At 51.5% G+C, this 16,430-nt stretch carries 18 protein-coding genes; 3 read left to right on the forward strand and 15 right to left on the reverse strand.

Features of this window, described 5'->3' with window-relative positions; translation table 11 throughout:
• Positions 1–104: 104 nt before the first annotated feature.
• The 9 genes from thiL to ABYW01_RS03120 all read right to left on the reverse strand — a co-directional run bounded on the left by thiL (position 105) and on the right by ABYW01_RS03120 (position 7,509).
• Complete coding sequence (thiL, locus tag ABYW01_RS03080; protein ID WP_372831078.1) at positions 105–1,064, reverse strand: thiamine-phosphate kinase; 960 nt, start codon at positions 1,062–1,064, stop codon at positions 105–107.
• Positions 1,061–1,537 (reverse strand): transcription antitermination factor NusB, encoded by a 477-nt coding sequence (gene nusB, locus ABYW01_RS03085; RefSeq protein ID WP_193951433.1) that lies wholly within the window; start codon positions 1,535–1,537, stop codon positions 1,061–1,063. The genes thiL and nusB overlap by 4 nt, the downstream gene beginning before the upstream one ends.
• 6 nt (positions 1,538–1,543) lie before the next feature.
• On the reverse strand, positions 1,544–2,017 hold the full coding sequence (gene ribE, locus ABYW01_RS03090; protein ID WP_372831079.1) for a 6,7-dimethyl-8-ribityllumazine synthase: 474 nt from the start codon (positions 2,015–2,017) through the stop codon (positions 1,544–1,546).
• Between the two features lie 14 nt (positions 2,018–2,031).
• Positions 2,032–3,147 (reverse strand): bifunctional 3,4-dihydroxy-2-butanone-4-phosphate synthase/GTP cyclohydrolase II, encoded by a 1,116-nt coding sequence (gene ribBA, locus ABYW01_RS03095; RefSeq protein ID WP_193951431.1) that lies wholly within the window; start codon positions 3,145–3,147, stop codon positions 2,032–2,034.
• Between the two features lie 71 nt (positions 3,148–3,218).
• Positions 3,219–3,893 (reverse strand): riboflavin synthase, encoded by a 675-nt coding sequence (locus tag ABYW01_RS03100; RefSeq protein ID WP_372831080.1) that lies wholly within the window; start codon positions 3,891–3,893, stop codon positions 3,219–3,221.
• On the reverse strand, positions 3,893–5,029 hold the full coding sequence (ribD, locus tag ABYW01_RS03105; RefSeq protein WP_372831081.1) for a bifunctional diaminohydroxyphosphoribosylaminopyrimidine deaminase/5-amino-6-(5-phosphoribosylamino)uracil reductase RibD: 1,137 nt from the start codon (positions 5,027–5,029) through the stop codon (positions 3,893–3,895). Before ribD ends, ABYW01_RS03100 begins: the two co-directional genes overlap by 1 nt.
• On the reverse strand, positions 5,029–5,505 hold the full coding sequence (gene nrdR / locus ABYW01_RS03110; protein ID WP_372831082.1) for a transcriptional regulator NrdR: 477 nt from the start codon (positions 5,503–5,505) through the stop codon (positions 5,029–5,031). Before nrdR ends, ribD begins: the two co-directional genes overlap by 1 nt.
• A 100-nt stretch (positions 5,506–5,605) precedes the next feature.
• Positions 5,606–6,862: a serine hydroxymethyltransferase gene (glyA, locus tag ABYW01_RS03115; RefSeq protein ID WP_193951427.1), complete on the reverse strand. Its 1,257-nt coding sequence runs from the start codon at positions 6,860–6,862 to the stop codon at positions 5,606–5,608.
• Between the two features lie 233 nt (positions 6,863–7,095).
• The gene (locus ABYW01_RS03120) at positions 7,096–7,509 is read right to left on the reverse strand and encodes an Hsp20/alpha crystallin family protein (protein ID WP_372831083.1); all 414 of its coding nucleotides are present in this window, start codon (positions 7,507–7,509) and stop codon (positions 7,096–7,098) included.
• Positions 7,510–7,677: 168 nt separating this feature from the next.
• Here ABYW01_RS03120 and ettA point away from each other — a divergent pair, with 168 nt between their 5' ends.
• On the forward strand, positions 7,678–9,342 hold the full coding sequence (ettA, locus tag ABYW01_RS03125) for an energy-dependent translational throttle protein EttA (RefSeq protein WP_193951425.1): 1,665 nt from the start codon (positions 7,678–7,680) through the stop codon (positions 9,340–9,342).
• A 139-nt stretch (positions 9,343–9,481) separates the two neighbouring features.
• Here ettA and ABYW01_RS03130 read toward each other — a convergent pair whose 3' ends face one another.
• Together ABYW01_RS03130 and ABYW01_RS03135 are read right to left on the reverse strand one after the other, a co-directional pair.
• Complete coding sequence (locus ABYW01_RS03130) at positions 9,482–9,721, reverse strand: hypothetical protein (RefSeq protein ID WP_372831084.1); 240 nt, start codon at positions 9,719–9,721, stop codon at positions 9,482–9,484.
• 215 nt (positions 9,722–9,936) lie between these two features.
• Positions 9,937–10,176 carry a hypothetical protein gene (locus tag ABYW01_RS03135; RefSeq protein ID WP_372831085.1) on the reverse strand — a complete coding sequence of 80 codons (240 nt, stop codon included), beginning with the start codon at positions 10,174–10,176 and terminating at the stop codon, positions 9,937–9,939.
• Between the two features lie 438 nt (positions 10,177–10,614).
• On the opposite strand from ABYW01_RS03135, the gene ABYW01_RS03140 reads away from it, so the two are divergent.
• On the forward strand, positions 10,615–10,992 hold the full coding sequence (locus ABYW01_RS03140) for a PilZ domain-containing protein (protein ID WP_372831086.1): 378 nt from the start codon (positions 10,615–10,617) through the stop codon (positions 10,990–10,992).
• Positions 10,993–11,023: 31 nt separating this feature from the next.
• On the opposite strand, the gene radA is transcribed toward ABYW01_RS03140, so the two are convergent.
• The gene (gene radA / locus ABYW01_RS03145; RefSeq protein WP_372831087.1) at positions 11,024–12,403 is read right to left on the reverse strand and encodes a DNA repair protein RadA; all 1,380 of its coding nucleotides are present in this window, start codon (positions 12,401–12,403) and stop codon (positions 11,024–11,026) included.
• A gap of 157 nt (positions 12,404–12,560) precedes the next feature.
• On the opposite strand from radA, the gene ABYW01_RS03150 reads away from it, so the two are divergent.
• Complete coding sequence (locus ABYW01_RS03150) at positions 12,561–13,835, forward strand: O-acetylhomoserine aminocarboxypropyltransferase/cysteine synthase family protein (protein ID WP_372831088.1); 1,275 nt, start codon at positions 12,561–12,563, stop codon at positions 13,833–13,835.
• On the opposite strand, the gene can is transcribed toward ABYW01_RS03150, so the two are convergent.
• From can to ABYW01_RS03165, 3 genes are all read right to left on the reverse strand, one after another.
• The gene (gene can / locus ABYW01_RS03155; RefSeq protein WP_372831089.1) at positions 13,836–14,576 is read right to left on the reverse strand and encodes a carbonate dehydratase; all 741 of its coding nucleotides are present in this window, start codon (positions 14,574–14,576) and stop codon (positions 13,836–13,838) included. It lies immediately after the preceding gene.
• A 108-nt stretch (positions 14,577–14,684) separates the two neighbouring features.
• Entirely contained in the window at positions 14,685–15,761 is a 1,077-nt protein-coding gene (gene hemE / locus ABYW01_RS03160; protein WP_193951416.1) for a uroporphyrinogen decarboxylase, read from the reverse strand.
• Positions 15,762–15,936: 175 nt separating this feature from the next.
• Positions 15,937–16,430: FAD-dependent oxidoreductase (locus ABYW01_RS03165; RefSeq protein ID WP_372831090.1), on the reverse strand; the 494-nt coding region annotated here is incomplete at its 5' end.

Below are 16,430 nucleotides of genomic sequence, written 5' to 3' on the forward strand. Positions count from 1 at the left end.
GGCCAGCGTACCAAACGTACCCGGCGCGAACGGTGCGGCGCCGCTCCCCAGACCAAAGGCGAGAAAATGGACCGGATTTCGCCAGACCGATGCAGGGACTACATTCATGATGATTCCTTGGCAAAGTGGTCATACCCACCGGCACCACTCACCGGCTGACCATCTAAACGGATACCCGGTACAGCACTTATCTGCCCAATCACCGAGACCGGTTCTGGAAGTGCTGCCAACGTATCCTGCATGGAGGCAGGGCACGTAAAGCAGAGCTCAAAGTCCTCACCACCGGTTAATGCCCATTGCTGAGCTTGTTTCAGGCCGGCATAGGCATGCAATTGTGGCGATAACGGCAGTGCATCGATATTCAGCTCTGCCCCTAAGGCACTGTTGTTCAACAGGTGGCCCAGATCAGCTAACACTCCATCGGAGATATCCACACAGGCCGTAGCAATCCCGCGCAACGCCAGACCGGTTTCCAGGCGAGGTGTTGGGGCATTGAAACGTGCTTGCAGATAGTCGACATTGGCACTCTGCAGATCCTGATTCAACAAGGTTTCTAATCCAGCGCGACTGTCACCGAGCGTGCCGGTCACACAGACTAGATCCCCGACTGCAGCACCCTGTCGACGCAAGGCTTTATCCACAGGCACAAATCCATGTACTTGCGCAGATAAAGACAATGGTCCACGGGTCGTATCACCGCCCACTAAACGTATATTCAGCGCCTTGGCAGTAGCAATAAGACTTGTCGAAAATGGTTCCAGCCATGCCTCGGTCGCTTCTGGCAACGTCAGGGCCAACGTAAACCAGGCAGGTCTCGCGCCCATCGCCGCTAAATCACTGACCGAAGCCCCCAATAGGCGGGTCGCCAGATGCTCTGGTGCAGTGCCCGACAGGAAATGCGTACCTTCCACCAGCGTATCAATCGATACAGCCATGGCTTCATCAGGTGCAGGGATAAGCAGCGCGCAGTCGTCGCCGATCCCGAGCGCTACAGAGGCATCGGTGGATGCCTCTGCAAAGTAACGCCGGATCAGTTCAAACTCACCGAGGGACGAGGTACTCATCGGGAGCTTTTAGCTTTCACCTCAGCCATACGAACACGCTGTGCAAGCTTGTCCAGAATACCGTTTACGTAACGATGACTTTCGGTGGCACCGAAAACCTTCGCCAGCTCAACGCTTTCGTTGATTGCCACACGGTAAGGCACTTCCAGACGATGCATCAACTCGTATGCACCAATACGCAGGACGGTCAGTTCTACCGGATCCAGCTCGCTCAGTTCACGATCCAGAAACGGCTTATACCGTTCATCCAGCTCGCTTTTACGGCTGGCAACACCGATCAGCAACTCAGAGAAAAGACGTACATCAGTGTTACGCATGTCATTATCCACACGGAACTGAGCGTCAATCTCGTTCACCGGCTGACCGGCTAACTGCCACTGATACAGCGCCTGCAACGCAAAGCTGCGTGCGGAACGGCGCTGAGCCGTCAGGGAAGCTTTTTTGTTCGATTTAGGCGTAGTGTTGTCGCTCATCTAGCCTTAAACCTCGAGCTTACGCAGCAGGCTAACCATTTCCAGCGCAGACAGGGCAGCTTCATCGCCTTTGTTACCCATCTTAGTGCCAGAACGTTCAACTGCCTGTTCAATGCTATTTACGGTCAAAATGCCATTCGCTACAGGTACGTTGTACTCCAGAGATACCTGCGCAACACCTTTAGACGCTTCGCCAGAAACGTACTCAAAGTGAGGCGTACCTCCACGAATAACCGCACCCAGTGCGATGATTGCATCGACATCACCCTGTGCAGCGATTTTCTTCACTGCCAATGGGATCTCAAATGCACCCGGCACGCGGATAACACGAATATTGTCTTCGTCCACACCGTGACGCTTCAGCGTATCCAGTGCACCTTCCAGCAGGCTCTCAACCACGAATGCGTTGAAACGACCAACTACGATTGCGTAATTGCCGTTACCGCTGATGAAATCGCCTTCAAACGTTTTAACTGCCATGATTCTTATCCAGCTTACTCTTCACAAGGGATGTATTCTTCAATCTCCAGATCAAACCCGGAGATCGCATTAAATTTCATTGGCGAGCTGAGCAGACGCATTTTGCGTACGCCCAGATCACGCAGGATCTGAGAACCAGTACCTACCGTCAGGTAAGCACCCGAAGAACTCACATCCACTTTTGATTTTTTCTTGCCGGCCAGAACGTTTTCCAGCGCATCGCCTAAGTCGATGCGGGCGCCGGTATCCAGCAATAGCACGACACCGTTACCTTCCTGAGCGACACGCTCCAGCGCTTTACGCACCGTCCACTTCAACTCACCACCCGGTGCGACAGCCACCACATCACGCATAACTTCGCTACGGATATGTACACGCACCATGGTCGGGTTTTCCGGCTCGACATCACCCAGCGTCAATGCCAGGTGAGTGCAATCCTGAATTTCATCACGGTATGTGATGTAGTTAAAATCGCCAAACTCGGTTGGCAGCACGCCATCGCTGACGCGTTCTACGGTATGCTCATTTGTCGTACGGTAGTGGATCAGATCTGCAATCGTCCCGATCTTCAAGTTGTGCTTTTCAGCGAACTTTTCCAGATCCGGGCGACGCGCCATCGTGCCGTCTTCATTCATGATTTCGACAATGGCTGCAGCAGGTGTCATACCCGCCAAGCGTGCCAGATCACAACCGGCTTCGGTGTGGCCTGCACGGCTCAAAACACCACCAGGCTGAGCCATCAATGGGAAGATATGGCCAGGCTGTACGATATCTTCCGGCTTCACGCTGTCTTTAACCGCTACGCGTACGGTGTGCGCACGATCTGCTGCGGAAATACCGGTGGTCACGCCGGTTGCCGCCTCGATGGACATGGTGAAGTTGGTAGAGAACTGTGCACCGTTGCTCTGTACCATCAATGGCAGGTTCAGCTTTTCACAGTGTCCACGGGTCAGAGTCAGACAGATCAGACCGCGTGCATGGGTTGCCATGAAGTTAATATCTTCAGGACGCACCATTTCAGCCGCGATGACCAGATCACCTTCGTTCTCCCGGTCTTCATCATCCATCAGGATAACCATTTTGCCCTGACGGATATCGTCGATAATTTCCTGGGTGCTGTTCAGTTTCATTGCCTTAGTCTCTTCCGCCTAAGCGGTCTAAAAATCTCTTCCGCCGCAGCGGTTTAAAAGTCTCGTCCGCATTAGCGGCGCGTAAATCCGAATTCAGCCAGCTTATCGAGTGTTAACCCGCCGCTGTCCGTATTGTGTTCTTCTTCCGGCATAGCCCGGTGACCGATCATACGTTCCAGATAACGTGCAATAATATCAACTTCCAGATGCACCTGCTGGCCCGCCTCATAATGATCAATGATGGTTTCCTGCACCGTATGCGGCACAATATTGAGCTCAAACTGATCACCCTGCACTGCATTAACTGTCAGGCTGGTACCATCTACCGTGATCGAACCTTTACCCGCAATGTAACGCCCCAGCGCAGCAGGCGCCTTGATTGTAAAACGTACAGAACGCGCATCATCACGTCGATCAACAACTTCACCTAACCCATCCACATGGCCGGTCACAATATGGCCACCCAAACGGCTGGTGGGCATCAGGGCTTTTTCCAGATTAACCCTCTCGCCAACAGACAGAGATGGAAAACGTGTGTGGATCAGCGTTTCACGGGATACATCAGCCCAGAATCCATCACCCGGCAGATCAATCGCCGTCAAACAGACACCATTCACCGCGATACTATCACCCAGCTTTACATCACCTAAATCCAGATCTGCGGTGCGAATATACAATTGCAGATCGCCCTGCTGCTCTTCGATCGCGGCAACGGTGCCGATGGCCTCAATAATTCCAGTAAACATCAACTCTTCTCAGTATAAACAGGACGCAGACTCAATCGCAGATCATCGCCCAGCATTCTGCTATCCAGCAATTGAAGGCGGATCTGCTCATCCATCTTCGCATAGGGTAGCGCGTACATCGGTCGGGCATCAGACCCCATCAGGGTCATCGCCTGATAAACCACCAGCTCATCAACAACACCCGCACGAATAAACGCGCCCGCGAGCTTAGCACCGGTTTCGACCAACAGTTCATTGCACTGTTCAGCCACCACAAGATGCTCCAGCAGTGCTTGGATCGATACGTGGCCCTGCACTGCAGACAACTGCACAACCTCAGCACCAGCCTGTATTAGCGCACCCGTTTTCCCGGCGTCATGACTGACGGTCGCAATCAACGTGCGTCCGGGCTGCCTCAGGATTTTAGCATTCAACGGCATCCGTAGCTGGCTGTCCAGCACCACTCGCAGGGGTTGTTTCTGCACGATTTCAGCCGCGTTATCCAACTGCAATTCGTCCGCACGCACAGTCAGGGAGGAATCATCGTGTAGAATTGAATCAACACCGGTCACAATCACTGAGCTTTGCGCCCGCAAGCGCTGTACATCACTGCGCGCGGCAGCACCGGTAATCCACTGGGACTCACCGCTTTGCATAGCGGTACGTCCGTCCAGACTGCTAGCAGTTTTAACCCGTATGTATGGAAGCCCCTGCTCCATCCGTTTTATAAAACCCGGATTCAGCGCTTTCGCTTCGGTTTCAAGCAACCCAGAAGAGGCTTCAATTCCAGCGTTCCGCAACCGTTTAATACCACGCCCGGCAACTTGAGGGTTTGGATCTACCATCGCGGACACGACACGGGCTACACGAGCCTGAACCAGTGCCTCAGCACACGGCGGGGTTTTACCATGATGGCTGCAAGGCTCCAGAGTGACATACGCCGTCGCACCGACGGCCCGATCACCGGCCATTCGTAGTGCGTTCACTTCAGCATGACCTTCGCCTGCCCGAACGTGAAAACCTTCACCGACGATGTCACCGTCACGTACCAACACACAACCTACACGTGGGTTGGGGTGTGTCGTATAACGCCCTTTCGCCGCAAGCTGAATCGCCCGCGCCATCCAACAGCGATCTTGTTCAGAGAACGACGCCATTACTGCTCTCCGGTGCCTTCGTGATGATCAGCGGAGAGACGGTCGATCTCTTCTTTAAATTCGTTAATATCCTGAAAGCTTCGATACACAGAAGCAAAACGCACGTAAGCCACTTCGTCCAGTTTACGCAGTTCAGACATCACCTCTTCACCCACCTGACGGGACGGTAACTCACGCTCCCCGGCAGCACGAAGACAGTGCTTAATGCGATTGATGGAGGCTTCAAATTCCTCCATAGAGACAGGCCGCTTTTCCAGGGCCCGATGGATACCCGCGCGCAGTTTATCTTCATCAAACGGCTGGCGGGAGCCGTCAGCTTTGATCACACGTGGCATCAAAAGCTCAGCAGCTTCATAGGTGGTAAAACGCTCGTGACAGTGGATGCATTCGCGACGACGGCGGACCTGCTGGCCTTCAGCAACCAAACGGGAATCTACAACCTTAGTTTCGTTCGCAGCACAAAATGGACAATGCATGGCCGTTTCCTGTCAAAAAGAGCGAGGGTAAGCAGAACCTTTTACCCAAATAAAAAGGGCGGCTAATTAGCCGCCCCGGGATTGTACAGGCTTTCCGGTATTACTTGTAGACCGGGTAGCGTGCACACAGGTCTTTCACCTGCGCTTTAACGTTTGCAATAGTCTCTTCGCTATTGATGTCATCAAGCACATCGCAGATCCAGTTGGTCAGCTGTACCGCTTCCGCTTCTTTAAAACCGCGACGGGTGATTGCCGGAGAACCGATACGCAGACCAGAGGTAACAAACGGAGAGCGTGGATCATTAGGTACAGAGTTTTTGTTAACGGTGATGTTTGCACGACCCAAAGCCGCATCTGCATCTTTACCGGTAATATCCTTGTCGATCAGGTCAACCAGGAACAGGTGATCGTCAGTACCGCCGGATACAATGTTGATACCACGTGCGATGAACGCTTCAGCCATCGCCTGAGCATTTTTCACAACCTGTGCCTGGTACGCTTTCCACTCATCTTCCAGCGCTTCTTTAAAGCAAACCGCTTTTGCTGCGATTACGTGCATCAAAGGACCACCCTGAGACTCAGGGAAAACGGCGAAATTCAGTTTCTTCTGCAGATCTTCATCCGCACGGGCAGAGATAATCAGACCGCCACGTGGGCCGCCCAAGGTTTTGTGAGTCGTTGTGGTTACAACATCTGCAACACCCACTGGGCTTGGGTATACACCTGCCGCAACCAGACCGGCAATGTGTGCCATATCGACAAACAGGTAAGCGCCTACTTTGTCCGCAATGTCACGGAAACGCTGCCAATCAACCACACGAGAGTATGCAGAGAAACCCGCTACGATCATGGTCGGTTTGTGTTCAACCGCCAGACGCTCAACTTCGTCGTAATCAATCTCGCCAGTCTCAGCATTCAAACCGTACTGCACTGCATTGTAGATACGACCGGAGAAAGATACGCTCGCACCGTGGGTCAGGTGACCACCATGTGCCAGGCTCATGCCCAATACTGTGTCGCCCGGCTTACACAACGCCATATATACAGCCGCGTTAGCCTGAGATCCAGAGTGCGGCTGGACGTTTGCGAAAGTCGCACCAAACAGCTCACAAGCGCGATCAATTGCCAGCTGCTCAACTACATCAACGTATTCACAACCACCGTAGTAACGCTTATTCGGGTAGCCTTCCGCGTATTTGTTAGTCAGCACAGAACCCTGTGCCTGCATAACACGTGGACTGGTGTAGTTCTCTGAAGCGATAAGCTCGATGTGCTCCTCCTGACGAGTAGCTTCTGACTGCATTGCAGACCATAGGTCAGCGTCAAAATCAGCGATCGACATATCTTTGCTAAACATGGTGTGACTGTCCCCTAGACTAGGAATGAAAGCGTCAGGCTGCGGCGACGGTGCAGTGTCGGATACCGGTGGGTCCGGGACAACCTGATACAGCTTTTTGGAAAACGCGCATTATAACCGAACATCTCAGCCTCGGCACTTGAAACAGGCTCAAAATTTCATCAGCCAAATTCATTTAGCCCTATACCAAAAACCCCGTGCTCTGACGGGGCTTTTGCAACGTTGCCTGCGATCTATTCGATACTGATACGCGTACTTTCCGGCAATCGCGTTTCCAGCTTGGGCAGATCCAGCGCCAGTACCCCATTTTCGAACGAGGCCTTGATCGCGTCCGCATCAATATCTCTGCCAACGGACATCGAACGACGGTAACGTCCAATATGACGTTCACGTCGGATAACCCGTCCCTCTTTTTCTTCCGAATCCTCTTTATGTGTTTCAGCAGTTACACTCAGTACACCATTCTCCAGAGTGACCTTGATATCATCCTTATCAACACCCGGAAGATCGGCTTTGATGTGATAGCACTCACTATCCTCCTGCACATCAATGGCGGGCATCTGGTCACCACTACCTCTGCGCTGCCGGAAGAAGTCATTAAAAAACGCATCATCAAACAGGCTGTTAAAAGGAGTCATCTCTTTCATCTTATTATCCTCCAAATTGGCTGTACATTATTTAACCACTCCTAGTTTGAGCTTAGTCCGATAAATTATTACTGCCAGATTAGAGATTTGACCCGCATCAGGTTGGCGTTTGATAGCTGCAATCGTTTAAAATTCCTGCATCTTGATTCACACACAGGTTCTGAGCGCATGGCACAGTACGTTTATTCCATGGATCGCGTTGGCAAAATTGTTCCGCCAAAACGTGAAATCCTTAAAGACATCTCCCTCTCTTTCTTCCCAGGCGCCAAAATCGGCGTACTGGGTCTGAACGGTGCGGGTAAATCCACACTGCTGCGCATCATGGCCGGCGTAGACCAGGAGTACATTGGCGAAGCTCGCCCGATGCCGGGTATCAATGTGGGCTACCTGGAGCAGGAACCTCAGCTGGACGAAAGCAAAACCGTCCGCGAAGTGGTTGAAGAATCCGTAGCAGACGTTAAAGAAGCACTGGCAGGCCTGGACGCGGTATACGCGGCTTATGCCGAACCTGATGCAGACTTTGACGAACTGGCAAAGAAACAGGCTCACTTTGAAAACCTGATTGAGGCAAAAGACGGCCACAACCTGGAAACAGCACTGGAACGCGCTGCCGATGCAATGCGTCTGCCAGCATGGGATGCAAAGGTTGAACACCTGTCCGGTGGTGAGCGTCGTCGTGTTGCCTTGTGCCGCTTGTTGCTAGACAAGCCCGATATGTTGCTGCTCGACGAGCCGACCAACCACCTGGATGCGGAATCTGTTGCTTGGATTGAGCGTTTCCTGCAGGAGTACCCGGGTACAGTGGTAGCAATCACCCACGACCGTTACTTCCTCGACAATGCTGCGGGCTGGATTCTGGAACTGGACCGCGGGCGCGGCATTCCTTACGAAGGCAACTACTCCTCCTGGCTGGAACAGAAAGAACAGCGCCTAGAGATGGAAGCAAAACAGGAAGCGGCGCACCGCAAGTCTGTGGCCTCCGAGCTTGAGTGGGTTAAGCAGGGTCAGAAGGGCCGTCAGTCTAAATCCAAGGCACGTCTGAAACAGTTCGAAGAGATGCAGTCCAAAGAGTTCCAGACTCGCAACGAAACCCAGGAAATCTACATTCCACCAGGGCCACGTCTGGGCGACAAGGTTATCGAAGCCAACAACATCTCCAAAGCATTTGGCGATAAAGTGCTGTTCGAAAATCTGAGCTTCTCCATTCCTCAGGGCGCAATCGTCGGTATCATCGGTGGTAACGGTGCGGGTAAATCTACACTGTTCAAGATGATCTCGGGCGAAGAAACGCCGGACACCGGCACCATCGAGCTGGGTTCTACCGTGGAGCTGGCATACGTTAACCAGAACCGTGACCTGAACGGCGATAAAACTGTCTTTGAAGAGCTCTCTGACGGTCAGGACAACATCGTGGTGGGTAACTACACCACATCGTCCCGTGCCTACTGCGGTCGCTTTAACTTCAAGGGCGGTGACCAGCAAAAGTTTGTTAAAGACCTGTCCGGAGGTGAACGCAACCGCCTGCACATGGCGAAGCTGCTGAAAGAAGGCGGCAACGTACTGCTACTTGATGAGCCAACCAACGACCTGGATATCGAAACCCTGCGTGCACTTGAGGAAGCGCTATTGGCGTTCCCGGGTTGTGCCGTTGTGATCTCGCATGACCGTTGGTTCCTGGACCGCATTTGTACTCACATGCTGGCGTATGAAGGTGATTCCAACGTTGAGTTCTTCGAAGGTAACTACACCGAGTTCCAGGAAGACTACAAGCGCCGTCACGGCAAAGAGCACCAGCCTGAGCGCATCAAGTACAAGCGGATGTCTGATCGCTAATTTAGGGTATTAAACGAAAAAAGGGCGCATTATCGATGCGCCCTTTTTCTTTAGTACTAGTACTGTATTTAATCTTCACGTATCTACCTCGCTACGACTCCACACTTATACTCCATTACGCCCTGTAGCAGCAGTACTATCAGTTACCCTGATAAATATCCGTGTTGTAGATGTGTGACTGAGCTGCATTACCGGTGTCTTCAGCACTCTGGCTATAGTCCACGAATTCGCTACGGTCCAGATAGTGGGTAGCCGCACGCAGCTGCGTTCCGTTTGCGTAATTGCGCTCAGTATCAGATAGCTCATAGTAGCTTGCAGCCATTGCAGAACCTGAAACCAATACCAGACCAAGAGCCATTGCAGTTGTTAATGCTTTCATGATGATACCCTCTCGTATTACATGTCGTTAATCTTGAATTAAATACTATGAAACCAGAATGAAACGAAACTGAAATTGGAAAACTTTCTATATACTCTTAAGATCTAAAAATATACAAAACCATTATTTATAAAAAACAACTAATCCCTTCCACTATCAGCCATTAAAACCGCATCAACCAATACGGCTTTTATTTATAAAACTCACACTTCTAATTAATTACCACGATACAATTCAGCGTCATAATTAAAAGTACCGCCTTGAACCACCGCACTTAAATCTGCCTGATCAAATGCCTGAGCGGTATTGTTACCTGACAGGTCTACAGTGCTGGAGAAGCTCGTGCCTGCTGCAAAGTTTGCTTCCTTGGCTGACAGTTCGTAGTAGCTCGACGCAGATACTGCACTTGATGCCAAAACCAGTCCCAGAGCGATTGCAGAAGTTAAAGTTTTCATTGTGATGTCCTCGTTTCCCGTTGAAGTTGAGATCAATAATATATCCACTTACTGAAACGAAACTGAATAACAGAAATAAATACAAATAAAACCAAAAATTAAACTGACGCTGTGTATTCAGCACTATAAAGGCGGGATAAATAGAACCATCTAGGTGGAGTAAGCACTGTTTAAAAAACACTAAAGCGCACATATTCTGCGTTTAATTTCAATACAACAAGAAACCTCAAACAACCCAGCGAATTCGCAAACGAAAGATCACTAAAACCTCACTTTGTTGGCTTGATTTTGTCTTTAATCAAAGTGACCGCAACTGCTTACAACACTCTGCTCTACACATCCACATCACGTTCCTGAACCTGTTGTGTGCGCCCAACTACCTGCGCCATAAAATATGATGCTAATATGAGAGAACCCGACAACGACAAGGAATAGACTGTGACTGTCAACGATACTTCCGATGAACGCCGCCGCTTTACGCGCATCCATTTTGATGCTCAAACTGAGGTGTGTTATCAAGGTAAACAGCAAGCTGTACAGCTCGTTGATATTTCATTCAATGGCATGCTGATCCAGTCAGAGTCTCCTCTACCGGTCACACAAGGGGAAACGGCTGAAGTACAGATTCATCTTGGCGATAATCTGCTGAAAATACCTGTCGAACTGGCTCACCGCCGCGATGATCACTACGGTTTCCGCATGGAGAACCTGGATATCGACAGTGCGACCCACCTGCACCGCTTGGTTGAATTAAATCTAGGTGATGAGAAGCTGTTTGAGCGTGAACTGGAACACCTGATCCCAAACAGCCATTAACCGTGGTTATTTAAAGAAGTAGTATCTCCTGTCAGATGGCATCCAAGGCTTCTGACAGGCAGGTTACACCGACCACTTCCATTCCGTTCAGACGGTCTTTAGGTACATTGGCTTTAGGCACAATCGCGCGACGGAAACCATGTTTAGCCGCTTCGCGAATTCGCTCCTGACCATTAGGGACCGGGCGGATCTCTCCCGACAGCCCGACCTCACCGAATGTCATCAAATCCTGCGGCAGTGCCCGGTCGCGAAAACTAGACACTACCGCCAGTAACAACGCCAGATCCGCTCCGGTTTCGAGCACTTTCACGCCCCCCACCACATTGACAAACACATCCTGATCCCCGGTCATCAAGCCTCCATGACGGTTCAATACTGCCAGCAACATCGCCAGACGGTTTTGCTCAAGACCCACCGCCACACGACGTGGATTGTTAACGTGAGACTCATCCACCAACGCCTGTATTTCTACCAGTAGCGGGCGCGTGCCTTCCCACACCACCATCACCACACTGCCCGGACTGGGATTCTCCGATTGCTGCAGGAATATTGAGCTTGGGTTACGTACTTCCTTCAGGCCGTTTTCCAACATAGCAAACACACCCAACTCATTCACGGCGCCAAAGCGGTTTTTATGGGAGCGTAATGTGCGGAAACGGGAATCCGAGGAGCCTTCCAGCTGGAGCGAACAATCGATCATATGCTCCAGCACCTTAGGTCCCGCCAGCGATCCATCTTTCGTGACGTGTCCTACCAGAAACAACACCGTACCTGTCTGCTTTGCATAGCGCGTCAAATACGCAGCACCTTCTCGTACTTGAGAGACAGACCCCGGCGCGGAACTGACATCAGCCACATGCATAACCTGAATGGAATCGATCACCATCAGCTTGGGTTTGATCTGATCCGCCGTTGTGCAGATCTGCTCAACCGAAGTCTCGGATAACATCTTCAGCTGGTCAGTGGGTAGCCCTAAACGATTGGCTCGCAGTGCAACCTGCTGCAGGGATTCCTCACCCGTCACATAGAGTGCGGGCATTTGTGCCGCCAGATGACACATCGTTTGCAGCAACAAGGTACTTTTACCGGCGCCTGGATGACCGCCAATCAAAATGGCGGAGCCCGGTACTAAGCCACCACCGAGCACACGGTCCAATTCAACCGATGCGGTGGAAAAACGCGGCATCTCCTCTAGGTTTACCTCAGACAGACTGACCACTTTCTTCTGCTGCCCCGCACCGCCGGCATAACCGTCGAAACGGACGTTGCGCGACGCCGTACCCCCACTGGCACTGGATAAACGGACTTCGGTCAAGGTATTCCAGGCATTACAGGCGGTACACTGGCCCTGCCATTTACTGTAATCCGCGCCGCAGTCATTACATACGTACGCTGTTTTTTGCCGGGCCATGCCGTTCTCCGATCAGGTAGATGAACCGCACATTCTACAAAATGCATGACTTCGGCGGAAAGTCTTCTTTATTTATAGAACGCAGCAATTACAATCGATGGACCGCATAACGATATAACAATGAGCTGGTCTTCAGACCGGCCTGAGGATAGAAGTGATGAAATTGGAAACCATTGCCGTACACGGCGGTTTTGAACCAGACCCAACCACTAAAGCAGTGGCTGTACCGGTCTACCAAACCACCTCCTACGCGTTTGATGATGCACAACACGGTGCCGACCTGTTTGACCTGAAAGTGGCAGGTAACATCTATACCCGTATCATGAACCCAACCACGGATGTGCTGGAAAAGCGTGTCGCAGAGATGGAAGGCGGCGTAGCAGCACTGGCCGTTGCATCCGGTATGGCAGCCATCACCTACACCATTCAGACTATTGTTGAAGTGGGTGACAACATTGTTTCTACCTCCGAGTTGTACGGTGGCACCTACAACCTCTTCGCTCATACACTGCCACGCCAGGGTATCGAAGTACGCTTTGCCAACAAAGATGACTTTGCTGAGATCGAGAGCAAGATCGACGACAAAACCAAAGCGGTTTACTGCGAATCAGTCGGAAACCCTTCCGGCGGTATCGCGGATATCGAAAAGCTGGCAGAAATTGCACACCGTCATGGCGTGCCGCTGATTGTGGATAACACCGTACCGAGCCCTGCGATGTGGCGCCCAATCGAACAAGGTGCAGATATTGTTGTTCACGCCGCGACTAAATATATCGGTGGCCACGGCAACTCACTGGGAGGTGTCATCGTAGACTCTGGTAAATTCCCCTGGGCTGATAACGCTGATCGCTTCCCTCTGCTGAACACCCCAGACGTGTCTTACCACGGTGTGGTTTACACTGAAGCCTTTGGTCCTGCTGCATTTATCGGCCGCTGCCGTGTAGTGCCTCTACGTAACATGGGTGCGGCACTTGCACCAATGAATGCGTTTTTGTTGATTCAGGGTATCGAAACGCTGTCGCTGCGTATGGAACGCATTAACGAAAACACTCAGAAAGTTGCTCAGTATCTGGAAAACCAAGATTCTGTTGCCTGGGTGAAATACGCGGGCCTGAAAAGTCATCCAGACTACGCTCTGGCGCAGAAATACATGAACGGAAACGCTTCCGGCATTCTGAGCTTCGGCCTGAAAGGCGGACGTGAAGCAACACGTCAGTTCTATGATGCACTGCAGATCTTCACCCGTCTGGTGAACATTGGTGACTGTAAGTCACTGGCATCGATTCCGGCTGAAACCACTCACCGTCAGTTGAACGATGAGGAGCTGGCTTCTGCGGGCGTATCTCCGGAAATGGTGCGCCTGTCCGTGGGCATCGAACATATCGATGATCTGCTGGCAGATCTGGAACAGGCGCTGGCAGCGGTTAAGTAATCAGCGGAACAGCTGATTCAACTTACCCCACAGGGAACGGGCGCTTTTGGCGTCCGTTTCTTCATCTGCATCCTTCTTCATCATATCGCCCAGCAGCTCGATCTTACGCAGCGCCACACGGTATTGCTCTTCCACTTCGACAGGACTGCTGGCGTTGAACTCCAGATCGTTGATCAGGCCGTCATTAAGACCGTACACCCAACCGTGTACATTCAGTTCCTGACCGTTTGCCCAAGCCTCCTGCACGATGGTGGTTTCACAGACATTTAGCGCCTGCTCGATCACATTCAACTCACAGAGACGATCCAAGTGCTCCTTGGGTGAGTCCGACCAAGCAGACAACAGCCCCTTATGCTTGTTGTACACATTGCGGATGTTACGCAACCAGTTATCGATCATGCCATGCGGTGCAGGATCAATCGACGCCTGCACTCCACCACAACCGTAGTGCCCCACCACCATGATGTGTTTGACCTTCAGTACCTGTACTGCATATTGAACGACCGACAAGCAGTTCATATCGGTGTGTACCACGACATTCGCAACGTTACGGTGAACAAACAGCTCACCCGGCAACCTGCCAACAATTTCGTTGGCGGGTACGCGGCTGTCAGAACAGCCTATCCACAGATATTCCGGAGCTTGCTGCTGCGCCAGCGTCTCAAAGAATTGTGGGTCATTCTGACTGATCTTTTCAGCCCAATCGCGGTTACTTTCAAGTAAAGACGTTAGTGGTTTCATATCTTTCTAAACTTAACTCTATCCAAATTAAAGGGCTTGGTACGCCCGAGACGGTATGCTCCGCCTTCAAAAAAGGGACCGTTAAGTCCCTTTATTTTATATTGTTATTTAGCCGTTCTGCGCCTCATGGTACTTGGCGCTCAGCTCGTGGACTGCATCCACAAAGACTTTTGGTGCCGCCGGATCCACAAACTGGTGGATACCGTGACCCAGGTTGAATACGTGGCCACTGCCGCTACCGTATGAAGCCAGAATATTGCCGACCTCTTCACGGATACGTGCTTCCGGTGCGTACAGAACACTTGGATCCATGTTGCCTTGCAGGGCGACACGATCACCCACACGACTACGCGCGTTACCGATATCAGTGGTCCAGTCCAGACCCAGCGCGTCGGCACCGGCATCAGCAATATGCTCCAGCCACTGACCACCGTTTTTGGTGAACATGATTACCGGTACTTTACGACCATCGTGTTCACGGATCAAACCGGAAACGATCTGCTGCATGTACTTGAGGGAGAACTCACGGTACATCGGACCGCTCAACACACCACCCCAAGTATCAAAGATCTGAACGGCCTGAGCACCAGAACGAATCTGCTCATTCAGGTAGTCCGTCACTGACAGCGCCAGCTTATTCAACAGTTCATGCAGGATTTCCGGCGTTGCATACATCATCTTCTTGATGTGACGGAAATCCTTGCTGGAACCGCCTTCAACCATATAGGTTGCCAGCGTCCAGGGGCTGCCAGAGAAGCCTATCAGTGGCACACGACCGTTCAGTTCTGAACGGATTGTTTTTACCGCGTTCATCACATAATCCAGATCCGATGCTGAATCCGGCACCGGCAGGTCAGCAACATCCTGTTCCGTACGGATGATTTTCTTAAAGCGCGGACCTTCACCGACTTCAAAATACAGACCCAGTCCCATCGCATCAGGAATGGTCAGAATGTCTGAAAACAGGATCGCCGCATCCAATTCGTAGCGCTCCAGCGGCTGAATGGTCACTTCGCACGCCAGCTCTCTGTTTTTACACAAGCTCAGAAAATCACCGGCCTGAGCGCGGGTTGCGCGATATTCTGGCAGATAGCGCCCAGCCTGACGCATCATCCAAACCGGGGTTGCATCAACTGGTTCACCCAGCAATGCACGCAAAAAACGATCGTTTTTCAATTCAGCCATTTTGTCAGCCATACACAAGAGTTAAGAAATTCGAATGCACCTATTCTACTTACTTCACAGCATAAATGCGCTGCAACTTGAGCATAGGTTTCTGAAGCAGATCAACGCTTCGATCAGTTGTTTGTTCGCTATAAAAAAGGCCGCAATCAGCGGCCTTTTTTAGTACAAGCTCAGATCAGACTTCCAGGTAATCCAGAATGCCTTCTGCCGCTGTACGACCTTCAAAAATCGCCGTTACCACCAGATCAGAACCACGCACCATGTCGCCACCGGCAAACACTTTTGGATTCGTTGTCTGGAAAGCAAAGCTACCCGCTTCCGGGGCTTTGACGCGACCATCTTCGTGAAGTTCGATACCAAAGTCAGCAAACCAAGGTGCCGGACTTGGACGGAAACCAAATGCCACCAAAATAGCATCAGCAGGCAGAATCTCTTCAGATCCCGCAACGACTTCTGCGCGACGGCGACCGTTCTCATCGGGTTCACCCATCTGGGTTGAAACCACTTTGATGCCGGTTACCTGACCGTTCTCACCGACTACCTCAACAGGCTGGCGGTTAAACATGAACTGCACACCTTCTTCACGCGCATTTTCTACTTCGCGCTTGGAACCCGGCATGTTCGCTTCGTCTCGACGGTATGCACATACCACAGACTCAGCACCCTGAC

This window comes from Pontibacterium sp. (assembly GCF_041587635.1).
Lineage (GTDB): Bacteria > Pseudomonadota > Gammaproteobacteria > Pseudomonadales > Balneatricaceae > Pontibacterium.

Excerpts from the sequence above, each read along its gene's own strand:
- can (WP_372831089.1), bottom strand. The coding sequence starts at position 14,576 with ATGAAACCACTAACGTCTTTACTTGAAAGTAACCGCGATTGGGCTGAA.
- ABYW01_RS03130 (WP_372831084.1), bottom strand. The coding sequence starts at position 9,721 with ATGAAAGCATTAACAACTGCAATGGCTCTTGGTCTGGTATTGGTTTCA.
- thiL (WP_372831078.1), bottom strand. The coding sequence starts at position 1,064 with ATGAGTACCTCGTCCCTCGGTGAGTTTGAACTGATCCGGCGTTACTTT.
- ettA (WP_193951425.1), top strand. The coding sequence starts at position 7,678 with ATGGCACAGTACGTTTATTCCATGGATCGCGTTGGCAAAATTGTTCCG.
- glyA (WP_193951427.1), bottom strand. The coding sequence starts at position 6,862 with ATGTTTAGCAAAGATATGTCGATCGCTGATTTTGACGCTGACCTATGG.
- nusB (WP_193951433.1), bottom strand. The coding sequence starts at position 1,537 with ATGAGCGACAACACTACGCCTAAATCGAACAAAAAAGCTTCCCTGACG.
- ribD (WP_372831081.1), bottom strand. The coding sequence starts at position 5,029 with ATGGCGTCGTTCTCTGAACAAGATCGCTGTTGGATGGCGCGGGCGATT.
- nrdR (WP_372831082.1), bottom strand. The coding sequence starts at position 5,505 with ATGCATTGTCCATTTTGTGCTGCGAACGAAACTAAGGTTGTAGATTCC.
- ABYW01_RS03120 (WP_372831083.1), bottom strand. The coding sequence starts at position 7,509 with ATGAAAGAGATGACTCCTTTTAACAGCCTGTTTGATGATGCGTTTTTT.
- hemE (WP_193951416.1), bottom strand. The coding sequence starts at position 15,761 with ATGGCTGAATTGAAAAACGATCGTTTTTTGCGTGCATTGCTGGGTGAA.
- ribE (WP_372831079.1), bottom strand. The coding sequence starts at position 2,017 with ATGGCAGTTAAAACGTTTGAAGGCGATTTCATCAGCGGTAACGGCAAT.
- ABYW01_RS03150 (WP_372831088.1), top strand. The coding sequence starts at position 12,561 with ATGAAATTGGAAACCATTGCCGTACACGGCGGTTTTGAACCAGACCCA.
- ribBA (WP_193951431.1), bottom strand. The coding sequence starts at position 3,147 with ATGAAACTGAACAGCACCCAGGAAATTATCGACGATATCCGTCAGGGC.
- ABYW01_RS03135 (WP_372831085.1), bottom strand. The coding sequence starts at position 10,176 with ATGAAAACTTTAACTTCTGCAATCGCTCTGGGACTGGTTTTGGCATCA.
- radA (WP_372831087.1), bottom strand. The coding sequence starts at position 12,403 with ATGGCCCGGCAAAAAACAGCGTACGTATGTAATGACTGCGGCGCGGAT.
- ABYW01_RS03100 (WP_372831080.1), bottom strand. The coding sequence starts at position 3,893 with ATGTTTACTGGAATTATTGAGGCCATCGGCACCGTTGCCGCGATCGAA.